Raw genomic sequence first — 13,379 nt, 5'->3', positions numbered from 1 at the left:
CGCGCGGGCTGGTGTCGACGGTCTCGGTGTGGTTCGTCCGGTTGATCGCCGGGGCGGTGCTGATGGGGTTGGTGTTGGTGGCCGGGACGGCGGTCCGGGTCTGGCAGGTCGCGCGGATCGACGACTACACCCCCGCGAACGCGATCGTGGTGCTCGGCGCGGCGCAGTATTCGGGGACGCCGTCGTCGGTGTTCGAAGCGCGGTTGTATCAGGCGTGGCGACTCTACGAAGCCGGTGTGGCGCCCACGGTGATCACTGTGGGCGGCAAGCAAGAGGGCGACCTCTACACCGAAGCCGCCTCGGGCAAACAGTATTTGGAGGACAAGGGCGTTCCCAGCGAGAACATCCTCGCCGTGGAGACAGGTTCCGACACCCTGCGCAGCATCGAAGCCGTCGCGACAGCGATGGGGGAGCGCGACATGTCATCGGCCGTACTCGTGAGCGATCCGTGGCATTCACTGCGAACCAGGACGATGGCTCGCGACGCAGGTTTGGAGGCGTGGACCGCACCCACCCGCACCGGACCGGCCGTCTACACGAGGGAGTCGCAATTCCACGGCATCGCCCGCGAGACCGGCGCGCTGCTCTGGTACCAGCTCACTCATTTCTCGGCAGATTTCTCTTATGAGGCGGGACAGTGAGATGACACGGACCTATACCTCGCACGACCAGGAACGCATGGTCCACGAGCCGGGCAAGACCGCATGGCCCGGTGCCGCGGACAAGGGTCATCGCAGTGAGTTCTCCCGTGATCGTGCCCGTGTGCTGCATTCCGCCGCGTTGCGTCGCCTCGCCGACAAGACCCAGGTCATGGGCCCGCGCGAGGGCGATACCCCGCGCACCCGCTTGACCCATTCCCTCGAAGTGGCCCAGATCGGGCGCAGTATCGCCGACGGTGTCGGCGCCGACCCCGACCTCGTCGACCTGGCGGGCCTTGCCCACGACATCGGCCACCCGCCCTACGGTCACAACGGTGAACGCGCGCTCGACGAATTCGCCGACGAGTACGGCGGTTTCGAAGGCAACGCGCAGAACCTGCGCATCCTGACCCGTCTCGAACCCAAGATCCTCGACGCCGACGGCGAAAGCTTCGGGCTCAACCTGACCCGGGCAGCCCTGGACGCGACCCTCAAATACCCCTGGGGCAGAAGCGGTTCCGGCACCAAGTTCGGCGCCTACGACGACGACCTCGAGCGCCTGGCCTGGGTCCGCAAAGACGCGCCCGACCGCAAGCAGAGTCTGGAATGCCAGATCATGGACTGGTCCGACGACGTCGCCTACTCGGTGCACGACGTGGAGGACGGCGTGATCGTCGGCCGTATCGACCTGCGCGCCCTCGCCGACCCGGCCGAGCAGGCCGCGCTCGCCGAACAGGGCCACGGCCAGCATCCCGACCAGTCGATCGACGCGCTGGCCGCCGCCGCCCAACGGCTCTCCGAACTCGACATCGTGGCCGACGCCGCGACCTACGACGGCAGCTTCGCCGCCTCGGTGGCGTTGAAGCGGCTCACCAGCGAACTGGTCGGCCGCTTCGCCACCGCCGCGATCTCGGCCACCCACGAGCGCTACGGCCAAGGCCCGCTCATCCGCTACGAGGCCGATCTGATCGTGCCGCCGATCGTGGCCGCCGAGGTCGCCGTCCTCAAGACCGTGGCGTTGCGGTACGTGCGCTCCGACCCCGGCCACCTCGCCCGCCAGCAGACCCAGCGCGACCGCGTACAGGCCGTCGCCGACCGCCTGCTCACCACCGCACCCGCCCACCTCGACGATCAGATGCTGCCCTGGTTCAACGCCGCCGCCACCGAGGCCGCACGCGTGCGCGTGGTGATCGACCAGATCGCCTCCTACACCGAGAGCCGGTTCGAACGCGTCGCCGCCTCGCTGGACTGCCGCTGAGCAGACCCGACTAGACTCGCTCATCGTGGCCGGACGAATCCCAGATCGCGATATCGCGGCGATCCGTGAACGTGTCCGGATCGAAGATGTAGTCGGTGAGTACGTGGCGCTCAAGCGCGCGGGCGCCGACTCGATCAAAGGTCTGTGCCCGTTCCACGACGAGAAGTCGCCGTCGTTCCATGTGCGTCCCAACCACGGGCTGTTCCACTGCTTCGGCTGTGGTGAAGGTGGGGACGTCTACAAGTTCCTGCAGCAGATGGAACACATCGGTTTCGTCGAGGCCGTCGAGCAGATGGCCGATCGCATCGGCTACCAGATCAACTACGAGGGTGGCGGCACCTCGGTGCAGCGCGACCGCGGCACCCGCTCGCGGTTGGTCGCCGCCAATGCCGCCGCGCACGAGTACTACATGGCCTTACTGCACGAACCCGAAGCCGAGGCTGCCCGCACGTATCTGACCGACCGCAACTTCGACAAGGCGTCCTGGCAGCAGTTCGGTTGCGGTTACGCGCCCGCGGGTTGGGACGGTCTGACCAAGCATCTGCAGCGCCTCGGTTTCGAGTTCAAGGAGTTGGAAGCGGCGGGGTTGTCCAAACAGGGCAAGCGCGGTCCGATCGACCGGTTCCATCGTCGCCTGCTGTGGCCGATCCGCAATCTCGGTGGTGAGGTGATCGGGTTCGGCGCGCGCAAGCTGTTCGACGACGACACCATGCCCGGCAAGTACGTGAACACGCCGGAGACGTTGCTGTACAAGAAGTCTCAGGTGCTGTTCGGACTCGACCACGCCAAACGCGATATCTCCAAGGGTCATCAGGCCGTGGTCGTCGAGGGCTACACCGACGTGATGGCCATGCACCTGGCCGGGGTGAAGACCGCGGTCGCGTCCTGCGGTACCGCTTTCGGCGAAGAGCACCTGCAGGTGCTGCGCAGGCTGCTGATGGACGACAACTTCTGGCGCGGCGAGATCATCTACACCTTCGACGGTGACGCGGCGGGCCAGGCTGCGGCGTTGAAGGCGTTCAGCGGCGATCAGCGGCTGGCCGGACAGACCTACATCGCGGTCGCTCCCGACGGGCAGGATCCGTGCGAGTTGCGCCAGCACTCCGGTGACAGCGCTGTGCGCGATCTGGTGGCACGGCGAACCCCGCTGTACGAGTTCGTGATTCGTGGTCTGCTCGCCGAACACAATCTCGACGATGTCGAGGGCCGCGTCGAAGCGTTGCGCCGTACGGTGCCCGTGGTGGCCCAGATCAAAGACAACGCCACCCGCAAGGGGTATGCCACCAAGCTGGCCGGTTGGGTCGGCTGGGACGACATCCAGCTGGTCGTGCGCCGGGTCGGTGAAGAGGCGAAGAAGAACCGGACGGGCGGCAATGTCACGCCTGCCCTGAAGTCGGGTGCCGCGGCGCTTCCCGTGCCCCGCGTCGAGGAGAGTTCCTCGGTGCGGCCTGCCCCCAATGATCCGGTGCTGTTCGCGCAGCGCCAATCCCTCAGCGCCGCACTGCAATACCCAGGCATCGCGGGCGTCGCCTTCGACGCCATCGACGTCGCCGCCTTCACCCACCCCGCGTATGTGGCTGTGCGCATCATGATCGCCCAGGCGGGCGGCACGGCGGCCGGGCTCAGCGGCGCGGAATGGGTTGCCGCCGTCGCCGACCACACCGACGACCTGATGATCCGCGCCCTGGTCTCCGAACTGGCCAACGAGCAGCTCCCGGTGCGCACCCAGAACGACACCCCGCGCTTCATCACCGGCATCCTCGCCCGCACCCAGGAAGCCTGGGTGGGCCGCCAGATCGCCGAGCTCAAATCGAAGCTGCAGCGGTTGTCCGCCAGCGAGGAGCCCGACACCTACATGGCGTTGTTCGGTGACCTGGTGGCGCTGGAGCAGTACCGCAAGAGCCTCGCGGCCCAGGCGATGGGCAACGAGGGCTACGCGGCCGGAGCCTGACAGCCCTGTGGGTCATGGTTTGGTGGCCTCGGTGAGTGTGCGGCTGGAGTACGCGACGAACGGCCCCTCCTGCTGGATTCGATCATGGAGCCGACGCAACTGGTCGCGGTAGCCCTCCACGGTGAACCCAGGGACCATCCAGATCACCTTGCGCAGGAAGTACACGACGGCACCGATGTCATCGAATTCTGTGCGCAGGCGCTCGGTCCGCTGGCTGATGATCTCCAGGCCGGCGGCGCGCGCGGCAGCGGCTTCGTCGTCGGGGTGGCGGCCTCGCCGGGCCTCTGGTTGCGGACCGAGAAAATACTCGACCAGTTCGAACACGCTGGCAGGCCCGACGTGCTGCGCGAAATACGTTCCGCCCGTGTGCAGTACGCGGGCGATCTCGGTCCACCAGACGGTGGCCGGATGTCGACTGGTGACCAGGTCGAACGCGTTATCGGCAAACGGCAACGGTGGCTCGTCGGGTGCGGCCACGACAACCACACCGCGCGGGTGCAGCAACGCCGTCGCCTTGGCGATATTCGGCGGCCACGACTCGGTAGCAACCATGGTCCGCGGAAACAACTCCGCCTCACCCAGAACCTCGCCACCACCGGTCTGAATGTCCAGAGCAGCGGAGGCGGTCTTCAGCCGACTGCTCATCAGCCGCTGATAACCCCACGAAGGCCGCGCTTCGCTGGCCCGCCCATCGAGCCAGGAGAAGTCCCACCCCTCCACTGTCGCCGACGCTGCTTCATCGACCAGATCCTCGAAAGTCCGTCCCATGTGGAATCACTATGCCAGCGACGGCCCCAGACCACGAATGCATAAACCGCGGTCAGATTATGGCGTTGGCCCTGGTAGATGCACAGACGCCAATGGCCCGAGATAGCCTCGGGCCATTGATCTTCGGAGTGTTGGGTGTGACTGCCGTGCGCGACTTCGAGTACGCCGCTACTTGACCGAACCGGCCAACTGATCGGCATAGGGGGCAATGAATTTCCCGACAATGGGAAGCTCCACGCGGACACCGCCGCTGTTGTTCGCCCGGACCATGGCCATGATCCAGACGACAACCGCGAAGACCGCGAGTACGAGCCCGGCGAGGCTGAAGACGATCCCCAGGACTCCGAGCAGCGAGCCGACGATGCTCAGAACAATATTGAGCACCGAGACCGCCCCGAAGAAGATGATCGATTGTGCGGCATGGAATTTCACATCCGGATCGTTCTTTCCCACGAAGAGGAAGATGATTCCGGTGAGCCAGCCCAGCGCGTACGACAGGATCGCGCTGGTCTTCTTGTCCAAGCCAGAAGGCTGTGTGTGGTTCGAGGGAGAAGATGTCATGGGGTAAGTAGATGCCGCACTCGCCCCCTACCGATCCCAACTTTCAACACGAAACCACAGGTCGCGGGTCGGCCGAGGCAACGAGCAAGGCCCGACGTCAACGTGGCGAGCCTCTAGAACTACGCCCTGGGACGTGAGCGCCGACACCATTCGCCCATCCGATGGAACCGAACCGCCTCGGCTCCCGTCTAACTCAGAGTGATCTGGCCAATATTCGAGGAACGCCTATGACAAGCCAACCTGGCTCTACCAACACCGACTTCGCCCTGGTCTCTGACGAGGTCACCGACGCCGGGCGTTATCTTCAGCAAGTCGCCGAGACCCTCGTCAACGGACTCACCTCCCTCGACACCGACGTCACGACCCTGCTGGCCAACTGGCGTGGTGTGTCCGCTGATTCGTTCAGCGCAGGCTGGACCGAAACCAAGCAGGGCGCCGATACCATCCTCGAAGCGCTGGCCGACATGGCCGAACTGCTCGGTGTCACGAGCAAGACACTCGATGACCTGGACAATGCACGCGCGGTAGCCACCTCCTCGCTTTTCGGATCCCTCGATCTGCCGGAACTCTGATGGTCGAGAACGCACAACCCTTCCGCGTGGATCTCGACGAACTCGAACAGATCGTCGCCCGTGTATCCGGATTCGTCGGCTTCCTCAACGACAGCCTCGACGGTTTGCAGCAGCGGGTTTCTGCCGTCCAGCAGAACTGGAACGGCGCCGCCGCCGATGCTCAGGCCGAGGCGTTCCGTGAATGGCACACCGGTGCCACCGATGTCGCCGATGGTATTGCCATCATGCGGCAAGCAGTCCTCGACGCTCACGGTAGATACAACGCCGCTATAGCCGCGAATCTCTCGATGCTGGGCAGGGCGTAACACCCGATGTCGACCCTGGTTGTCGACCCCACCGTGTACTCATTGGCCGGGGCCTCGATGCATTCCTACGCAACCGAGTATCAGCGGGTGTACTCCACACGGATCGCTGCCCTGAGCGACACCGCTGATATGGGCGGCAACGTCGGCGAGTCCAAAGCGTGGGCAACTTCCTACGATTCGACCGTCACGACGGCGATGAGCATGACCGAGCTGCTCATCACCGCAATGGGTAACTACTCCAACATCCTGCTCGAGCTCGGCTATAACCATGCCTTGGCCGACTATGTCGCTGGCACCGGCCGACCTGAACCGACAAAGCCGACCCAGCTCGCGCCGGTGTGGGCTCCGTGCCTTGTGCCGCCACCATCGGCAGGTGGCCCGGGCAGTGGTCTGTTCGACGACGTCGGATTCGCGGTGTCGGCGCTCGAGAACTTCGGCGTTTCGATGCCCGACGGCGAACCGCATGATCTCCTGACCGCAGCCGAGACCTGGGACAAATTCGGCAGTGAGACGGGTGTGGGCAACCTGCCCGCCCTTCTGGACCAGCTGTCAAAGACCTTCGAACGCGAAACCGCGCCCGACGCAGCACATGTCGATGACGACATTCGCGAGCTGAAGAAGTCTGCTGAAGGGGTCCTTACCCTCTACAAGGACCTCGCCAAGTCCTGCCGCGAGCACCGCTCCGCGATCCTGGAGTTCCGGACACAACTCGGCCAGTTGCTTGTCGATCTAGCGAAGGACCTCGCCCAGGAAATCGCCGAGACCGTCGTCCTCAGTGTCATCGCGGGTGCCTTGACTGCGGGATTCGGCGCCGCCGCCATCGCTGCTGCCAAGGCCGGCAAGCTCGCACTGAAAATGAAGACTTACGTCGACCGCGTTCTCACCGCCAAACGCGCAGCCAAATTTGTCGAGAAAGTCGTCCAGACCGGCGATGATCTCGACGCCAGACGCACGGAAATGCAGCGCATCGCCAACCTGCTCGCGCAACGAACAGCCGATATCGCCAAGGCCGCACGCGACAAGCTCAAGGGATCCCTGGATTACGCGCTCGACAAGGAGGCGATGGGTCATGTCTTCGTACCGAAGCACAAGCTGGATAATCTCGTGAAGTCACTGGGCGGCGAAGAGGCGACGATGACCAAGATCATCGAGAATGTTCAGGGCGTTCCCGATGGCGTATATAATGCTTCGAATCCTCTGGTGCGCACCATCAATGGTGAGACCGTTCATATCCGCGGCGCGATGATCAACGGTGTCTTCAAAATCGGTACCGCCTACATCCCCTGACCACAGTGCAAGATCCGAGGAGACCGATGAGCAACACACCCATTCAGCCACGACCGCTGACCGATCTCGAATCCGCAGTCGTCACCAAAATGCTGTCTGGCGGCGGTGCGGGCGCTGACGAACTCCGCGCCCAGATCCCGCATTCGCAGGTCGTCGCGACTTGGGGCGCCGGGTCACCCAGCGTTGATCTGGTCGTGCAGCCAGGGGCCGTGCAAGGATCCGGTTCCGCCGATGGGATCTTCGCCAACGGCGCCGTCACCGACCGCAACGGGTCACCAGTCGGCGAGATCATTCTCTGGGTTGAGAAAGGGTGGCTCAGCAGCATCGAGTACGCCTGGTACACCGACGAGCGACCTCGCACTCTGCCGGAGTCGGCCCAGATCGAAGTCCTCTGACCCGGCTGCGCGGTGACACAGTCGGGTGTGCCCACAACTTGACTGTCAGCGTACCGACAGCTGGATGCAGAACGGCTCGGTGTCGGATGTGTTGCGCTCGGACCTAGCGGTTCCCAACGATCTTGACTTGGTCTTACCCAACCGGGACGGCGGCATTTGGGACTGCATAACTTCAACCGCGTGGGAAGCAAGCTCGCGGTGAGAAGTTCGCGTGGATCACGCTAAGACCTTCGGCAAGACTGTTGCGAACATTTCGGCGGTCCAGTGCAGCCGGGGCAGCGGGTGGCAAGGTCCTGTTCTGGGTTGGAGCGGGCGGACGGAGGAGTGGTCGGCGGCGTGAACGGTCAGGGCTCGGAGGCGGCAACGTGTGTCACCGCGGAGGGCTCCTTGGGTACGGGGCACGCCGCGGCCGCCGGTGGCTTGCTGGTGGCCGCCGTGCCGGACGACCGCGAGGGGCCCAGCTCGGACAGTGTCGCTCCGCGCACCAGAAACACCCAGTAGCCCACGAGGACAGCGCAGTAGAACGACCGTGCCACGGCGGCGGTGACGCTGCTGTGGGGCGGCAATTCCACGGTGAAGGACACCGGGAAGACCGGCACCGCGAGCGCGATGGCGGTGATCTCGCCGCGGCCGAGCGTGATCAGCACGAGCACGCCCGGCCACAGCAGCATCAGGTAGTTGTGCCACGCGATGGGCGAGAACAGCAGGGCTGCGGCGAGTACCGCCCACAGAGCGGTGCCGCCCGGGTCGATGCGGTCGCGGTGGCGCCCACACCACCACAGCGTGCCTGCCAGCACCGCCAGCCCGAGTACCGTCCCGATCTCGGAGGGCAGCCCGAAGCGCACCGCGAGCCCCGGCAGTGATGCGTTGTCCACCCAGCCCGGCACCGGCGCTGAGAAAGCGATACGCAGCCAGCCCCCCGCGCTCGACGGCCCGGCGACGAGCACCCCGACCAGCGAGGCGACAGCCGCGCCGGCGATTCCGGCCTTGAACGGCAACCACTGCCGCTGCACGGCCGCGAGTAGCAATATCGGTGCCAGCGACGGCTTGAGCGCCACCACGATGCCGAACAGAACGGACGCGAGCACCGGTCGCCCCCGCCGCTGCGCGATCCACCCGGCAACGAGCCCGACCAACAGCAGCGGGTAGATCTGGCCGAGCATCAGCGTTCCGTACAGCGGCGACGACGCGAGCACAGCCAGCGTGGCCAGCGCAGTGACAGCCGGGCGCAGCCGCAGTTCCGAGCACACCGCCAACACCGAGCCCACCATCATGAGCAGTGTCAGCACCGCGAAGACGCGATAGGCCGTGACCACATCCAGCGCGGCGAACGGCGTGAGCAGCATCGAGACCAGCGGCGGGTTGAGATTGCTCAGCTTCGCCGGGGTCTCGTAGATATCGGTGCCGTGGGTGAGGGCAACGGCCGAGTTCCAGAAGGTGTCGAAGTCGACGTGCACCGCGTAGACATCGTCGGACAACAGCGGCGCCACCAGCGGGTAGGGGTTCGATAAGCGCCGCACCACCTCGACGATCGACGCGAGCACGAGCAGCCCTGCCACCACCCGTATGGCGGCGGTGAGACGGCCGGACTGCGCTACATCTTCTGGTGACACGGCTCCCGACGCTATCCGTACCTGTCCGGTTTTGTAGAACTGCTCTTTCCACAAACGCGAGTAATGACCACCGCGATCACAGGTAAGACCCACGTCAATGCTGGAGTGCGGTTGCCGCCGTGCCACTATCGGGGAGTGACCTCCGGCGCCGGCAGCACCGACCTCGCGGCCCTGCGCGTCCCGCTCACCGGCTACTGCTACCGCATGCTCGGCAGCTCCGCCGACGCCGAGGACGCCACCCAGGAAACGCTGCTGCGCGCCTACACCCGTCTCGACACCTTCGACCCCACCCGAGCCCGGTTGTCCACCTGGGTGCACGCCATCGCCACCAACATCTGCCTGGACATGCTGCGAGCCGCCCAACGTCGCATGCTGCACTGGGAGGGCCCCGCCGCCGCGTTCGACCCGGACGCCGTCCTCCCCGACCAGCACTGGATCAGCCCCGCCCCGGACAGCCACACCCTCGGCGCCGACCCGGCCGACATCGTCACCCGCCGCGACACCGTCCGCCTTGCCTTCCTCGCGGCCCTGCAACACCTGCCACCCACACAGCGCGCGGCCCTGGTCCTGCGCGAGGTGCTCGCCTTCACTGCCGCCGAGACCGCAGACATCCTCGACACCACCCCCGCTGCGATCAACAGTGCCCTGCAACGCGCCCGTGCCACCCTGCGAACCACCCGCGACACTCCGACCGCGCTGGACCCCGACGCGCCCCACGACCGTGACCTGCTCCAGCGCTACATCGCCGCGTTCGAAGCCCACGACATCACCGCACTCACCGCCGTCCTACACGAGGACGCGCGAGTGTCGATGCCGCCTTTCGGTTGGCGTCTGGACGGCGGCGCGTCCATCGCGGCCGTCATGACCACCTCCGACGACTGTCGCGGCGACCGCCTCCTGCCGGTCACCTTCAACGGGGCAGCGGGCGCGGCGCAGTACCGGCTCGACGAGGATGGCGTGGCGCGCCCCTTCGCGCTGGTCGCATTCGAAATATTCGACGGTCGGATCGCCCGGCTGATCACCTTCTTCGGCAGTGGCCCGAGATTCCCCGAATTCGGGCTGCCGACCGTTCTGACCTGACCGATGAATTCCGGCGGCCGCGCACGTACCACTGGTGACACTGCCGATCGATCAAGGACAACTCATGCCCGACACCAGTATCCTCGACCACTCCGTCGCCGAACGTGCCCGCCTCGCCGACCTGCTCGCCGACCTGTCCGCCGACCAGTGGGGGACACCATCTCTGTGCGAGGGATGGGCGATCCGTGAAGTCGTCGCCCACATCACCGTCCCGTACCGCACCAGCGGGCCCCGGATGATGCTCGGCCTAGCCCGCGCCGGCTTCAACATCAACCGCTATTGCGACATCGCCGCCCGCGCCGACACCGCCCGCCTCAGCGACGCCGAACTACTCAACAGCCTGCGCGACAACATCACCCACCCCTGGCGACCCCCGGGCGGCGGCACCGCGGGCGCCCTGTCCCACTACGTCATCCACGGCCTCGACATCACCGAACCTCTCGGCCTGCCCGCCGCCCCGACCGACCGAATCGCCACGGTGTTGGCCCACGTCGAGCCCAAGGGCCTGTCCTTCTTCGGCGTCGACCTCACCGGAATCCGACTGCAGGCCACCGACGCCGACTACACCATCGGTGAGGGAACTCCGATTACCCTGCCCGCCAAGGACATTCTGCTCATAATCACCGGACGACGCCTACTGCCGCAGTGAATGACACAATGGGGGTGGGATTCGCGCTCCAAGCTGAGACAGTCTGCTGGCTGCGGCCATCACCGCGGCTCGGCGGACGCCTTCCGGACGAAGAACTCCTCCGGGGTCCGTGACGACCTAGGCGCTTCGGAAGCACAGGCTCAACTGTCACATGCAAACTGGCGACAACGGAGCGGCATTACCTCGAACGGCGAACTGTCGGCCCTGACGCAAGAAAGGCCCTCGACCAGTTCGTGGAGGGGAAAGTAGTCCCGCGTTTGTGGTCGGAAAGTAGTGGATACGGGGAGATTTCCCGGACAACCGAAACGCCCTCCACCTGCTTGCGCTGGTAGAGGGCTTTTTATGCTCCCCCATCTGGACTCGAACCAGAAACCTGCCGAGTTTCAGGCGGGCTTGCTACTACAGGCAACCCAAGGCGGTCAACCGCGACCCGAATAGCTACCCTGATCAGGGTGAACGGCAGCGGCCAGGCTGCAGGATGCAACCCGACACAACCCGGCAAAACGGTGACGGCCAGCGACTTTTTGGAGACATTTCGGCGGTCTAGGTCGGCTGGGGCAGCGGGGGACAAGGTCCTGTTCTGGTCCCGCTGCAGCCCGTCGACTAGCGGGCGGAACGCATGTCGTGACGAAGTCGTCCAGGTCAAGCGTTGTTTCCGAACTCGGTGTACTTGGTTGCGACGCCACGGGCCAAGTCGACCCGGTAGCGCGAAGCGTTCTTCTGCATCTTGTTTTCGACGGCTCCGACAAGGTCGATATCTAGTACATCCGCCAACCGCAGAAGATAGATGAACACATCAGCGACCTCGTCCTCCACGCGGCCGCGTAGCGTCGGATCCGTTCCGACTGCCGCGCTCTCCTCTGGTGTGAGCCACTGGAACAGTTCGGACAGCTCACCCGCTTCACCCATAAGGGCCATGACCAGGTTCTTTGGAGTATGGAAACGCTCCCACTCCCGCTCCGCGGCGAAGTCCGCGACCATGCGCTGCAGCCTGTCGATTGACATGCCTACGTTCTAGCAGCTCGACTGATCAGTTCCCCACTGGGAGCGCGCTTGCCGTCGGCACTGTCAACGAAGCGACGTCGACGACATCGGAAGGAGCCATGGTGAGGGCAGCCTCGAACTGCGTCGGCCGGAGCTCTTCGTCAGCCGGGATGTAGTCCCGATAGTGGGCGAGCCGACCGCCGCTTGCGACGTAGCCCCCGTCGTCTGAGCGAGCGAGCTGGATACCTGAAACGACGACCAAGTCGATCGGTTGGCCGGAATCATTTCCGCGCGCATGATCGACTTCATTGGTAGTCAGAAAGACGGATGACCCAGCACCAGTCGTGCCTTTTACCTCGACACGCTTCTCGGCTCCGTTGCGGGTGAACCTCACGTCGTAGGGCTTCCCCACGCGCACGGCGTCGGTCCAGCCTTCCACCGTCTCGAGGTAGTGGATTGCCGTGTCTTCGGCGTGCAGCTCGATGGCCTTGCGCTTTCGCGGATCATTGATGTAGCCCTGACCTCGGCTGCCGCGTTGCGGGACTGAGGGGATCGAGTCTTGCCCCAGCGGGACCGAGGAGAGTTCGCTACCTTCCCAGCCCCCGCGTTCGAGGAGGCGGACAAAGTCATCATCGGTCAACTCCAGATGCCGGGGCTTGGCGTGCGCAACGCTGACCGCTTGGAGCAGATCCTCAGGCAGCTCCGCCGCCCTGATCTGCACGACCTCGGCGTAGGACGAGATCGCGAACCGGTAGGTGTATCGCACCTCGCCGGCATCCACCTCGTCCGGCCACAACGGCTGCAGCCCCTCCGTGACGACACCCGAGTCGCGACGTGCGATGTTCAACGTTACGAAGGCACGTTCCCTCCACAGGTCGGCCAGCGCCCGCGGACCGTGCGGCAGTCCATTCACCTCGGAGCAGATCACAAGCCACTCGAAGTCTGCACCGATGCTCTTGCCATGCCGCTCCGGTAGGCCCCAAACCTGTTCGCGGAGACCCCACTCAACGTTCGACGTGAGCTTCTTCGGCACGAACGTGACAACCACTCTGACAGGCATGCAACACAGCCTATTCCAAGGCGCTGACAACCGCCGTGGCCCAAAGACGCTGTGGCCTAGCAGATTTGCCGCGTCACAATGGCTCACAGCTCTTAACTCCATACGGCAGCCGACCTCAACCCTCAGTCCAGTCCTGTGAGCTAAATCGTGTGGTCAGAAGCATTTTTCGGTGCCGCACCGATTGTCGCTGATAAGGGGTGGTTCGGCATTCGTTCGTAGCGTGTGGTCCCGTTCTGGTTCCGCTACGGTCCCGCATTG

At 65.0% G+C, this 13,379-nt stretch carries 14 protein-coding genes; 9 read left to right on the top strand and 5 right to left on the bottom strand.

From position 1 onward, the window contains the following. Positions 1 to 62 precede the first annotated feature (62 nt). Genes ASD42_RS26000 through dnaG form a run of 3 tightly spaced genes read left to right on the top strand, consistent with a single transcriptional unit; the run spans position 63 to position 3,847 of the window. The gene (locus ASD42_RS26000) at positions 63 to 641 is read left to right on the top strand and encodes a YdcF family protein (protein WP_235569851.1); all 579 of its coding nucleotides are present in this window, start codon (positions 63 to 65) and stop codon (positions 639 to 641) included. Position 642: 1 nt separating this feature from the next. Continuing rightward, the gene (locus ASD42_RS25995) at positions 643 to 1,896 is read left to right on the top strand and encodes a deoxyguanosinetriphosphate triphosphohydrolase (RefSeq protein WP_056821340.1); all 1,254 of its coding nucleotides are present in this window, start codon (positions 643 to 645) and stop codon (positions 1,894 to 1,896) included. Positions 1,897 to 1,921: 25 nt separating this feature from the next. Continuing rightward, positions 1,922 to 3,847: a DNA primase gene (gene dnaG, locus ASD42_RS25990; RefSeq protein WP_056821339.1), complete on the top strand. Its 1,926-nt coding sequence runs from the start codon at positions 1,922 to 1,924 to the stop codon at positions 3,845 to 3,847. Between the two features lie 12 nt (positions 3,848 to 3,859). On the opposite strand, the gene ASD42_RS25985 is transcribed toward dnaG, so the two are convergent. Both ASD42_RS25985 and ASD42_RS25980 read right to left on the bottom strand, forming a co-directional pair. Next, complete coding sequence (locus tag ASD42_RS25985) at positions 3,860 to 4,615, bottom strand: class I SAM-dependent methyltransferase (RefSeq protein ID WP_056821338.1); 756 nt, start codon at positions 4,613 to 4,615, stop codon at positions 3,860 to 3,862. A gap of 168 nt (positions 4,616 to 4,783) precedes the next feature. Next, complete coding sequence (locus tag ASD42_RS25980) at positions 4,784 to 5,137, bottom strand: DUF4870 domain-containing protein (protein WP_235569827.1); 354 nt, start codon at positions 5,135 to 5,137, stop codon at positions 4,784 to 4,786. A gap of 266 nt (positions 5,138 to 5,403) precedes the next feature. On the opposite strand from ASD42_RS25980, the gene ASD42_RS25975 reads away from it, so the two are divergent. From ASD42_RS25975 to ASD42_RS25960, 4 genes are read left to right on the top strand one after another with little or no spacing between them, the layout of a single operon-like run. Beyond that, positions 5,404 to 5,748 (top strand): WXG100 family type VII secretion target, encoded by a 345-nt coding sequence (locus tag ASD42_RS25975; protein ID WP_056821336.1) that lies wholly within the window; start codon positions 5,404 to 5,406, stop codon positions 5,746 to 5,748. A gap of 26 nt (positions 5,749 to 5,774) precedes the next feature. Next, positions 5,775 to 6,053, top strand: a complete 279-nt coding sequence (locus ASD42_RS25970; RefSeq protein ID WP_162256235.1) for a WXG100 family type VII secretion target — start codon at positions 5,775 to 5,777, stop codon at positions 6,051 to 6,053. A gap of 6 nt (positions 6,054 to 6,059) precedes the next feature. Next, positions 6,060 to 7,340 (top strand): hypothetical protein, encoded by a 1,281-nt coding sequence (locus ASD42_RS25965; protein ID WP_056821333.1) that lies wholly within the window; start codon positions 6,060 to 6,062, stop codon positions 7,338 to 7,340. Between the two features lie 26 nt (positions 7,341 to 7,366). Beyond that, positions 7,367 to 7,735 (top strand): hypothetical protein, encoded by a 369-nt coding sequence (locus tag ASD42_RS25960; protein ID WP_056821332.1) that lies wholly within the window; start codon positions 7,367 to 7,369, stop codon positions 7,733 to 7,735. 344 nt (positions 7,736 to 8,079) lie between these two features. On the opposite strand, the gene ASD42_RS25955 is transcribed toward ASD42_RS25960, so the two are convergent. Beyond that, positions 8,080 to 9,348, bottom strand: coding sequence for a glycosyltransferase family 87 protein (locus tag ASD42_RS25955; RefSeq protein ID WP_156677595.1), 1,269 nt, complete (start codon positions 9,346 to 9,348; stop codon positions 8,080 to 8,082). Between the two features lie 63 nt (positions 9,349 to 9,411). Here ASD42_RS25955 and ASD42_RS25950 point away from each other — a divergent pair, with 63 nt between their 5' ends. Both ASD42_RS25950 and ASD42_RS25945 read left to right on the top strand, forming a co-directional pair. Further along, the gene (locus ASD42_RS25950; protein WP_084787311.1) at positions 9,412 to 10,428 is read left to right on the top strand and encodes an RNA polymerase subunit sigma-70; all 1,017 of its coding nucleotides are present in this window, start codon (positions 9,412 to 9,414) and stop codon (positions 10,426 to 10,428) included. Between the two features lie 64 nt (positions 10,429 to 10,492). Beyond that, positions 10,493 to 11,077 carry a maleylpyruvate isomerase family mycothiol-dependent enzyme gene (locus ASD42_RS25945; protein ID WP_056821810.1) on the top strand — a complete coding sequence of 195 codons (585 nt, stop codon included), beginning with the start codon at positions 10,493 to 10,495 and terminating at the stop codon, positions 11,075 to 11,077. A gap of 642 nt (positions 11,078 to 11,719) precedes the next feature. Here ASD42_RS25945 and ASD42_RS25940 read toward each other — a convergent pair. Together ASD42_RS25940 and ASD42_RS25935 are read right to left on the bottom strand one after the other, a co-directional pair. Further along, positions 11,720 to 12,082 (bottom strand): nucleotide pyrophosphohydrolase, encoded by a 363-nt coding sequence (locus tag ASD42_RS25940; protein ID WP_056821328.1) that lies wholly within the window; start codon positions 12,080 to 12,082, stop codon positions 11,720 to 11,722. Between the two features lie 25 nt (positions 12,083 to 12,107). Beyond that, a complete protein-coding gene (locus ASD42_RS25935) occupies positions 12,108 to 13,121 on the bottom strand; it encodes a protein NO VEIN domain-containing protein (RefSeq protein WP_056821327.1) in 1,014 nt (337 codons plus the stop codon). Between the last annotated feature and the right edge of the window lie 258 nt (positions 13,122 to 13,379).

The organism is Nocardia sp. Root136 (assembly GCF_001427185.1).
Classification (GTDB): domain Bacteria; phylum Actinomycetota; class Actinomycetes; order Mycobacteriales; family Mycobacteriaceae; genus Nocardia; species Nocardia salmonicida.
Note: the sequence above shows the minus strand (reverse complement) of the source record. Positions and strands in the feature narration are given on the sequence as shown.

Coding starts and splice junctions, on each gene's coding strand:
- ASD42_RS26000 (WP_235569851.1), top strand. CDS start 63: ATGGGGTTGGTGTTGGTGGCCGGGACGGCGGTCCGGGTCTGGCAGGTC.
- ASD42_RS25995 (WP_056821340.1), top strand. CDS start 643: ATGACACGGACCTATACCTCGCACGACCAGGAACGCATGGTCCACGAG.
- ASD42_RS25985 (WP_056821338.1), bottom strand. CDS start 4,615: ATGGGACGGACTTTCGAGGATCTGGTCGATGAAGCAGCGTCGGCGACA.
- ASD42_RS25975 (WP_056821336.1), top strand. CDS start 5,404: ATGACAAGCCAACCTGGCTCTACCAACACCGACTTCGCCCTGGTCTCT.
- ASD42_RS25965 (WP_056821333.1), top strand. CDS start 6,060: ATGTCGACCCTGGTTGTCGACCCCACCGTGTACTCATTGGCCGGGGCC.
- ASD42_RS25960 (WP_056821332.1), top strand. CDS start 7,367: ATGAGCAACACACCCATTCAGCCACGACCGCTGACCGATCTCGAATCC.
- ASD42_RS25950 (WP_084787311.1), top strand. CDS start 9,412: ATGACCACCGCGATCACAGGTAAGACCCACGTCAATGCTGGAGTGCGG.
- ASD42_RS25945 (WP_056821810.1), top strand. CDS start 10,493: ATGCCCGACACCAGTATCCTCGACCACTCCGTCGCCGAACGTGCCCGC.
- ASD42_RS25940 (WP_056821328.1), bottom strand. CDS start 12,082: ATGTCAATCGACAGGCTGCAGCGCATGGTCGCGGACTTCGCCGCGGAG.
- ASD42_RS25935 (WP_056821327.1), bottom strand. CDS start 13,121: ATGCCTGTCAGAGTGGTTGTCACGTTCGTGCCGAAGAAGCTCACGTCG.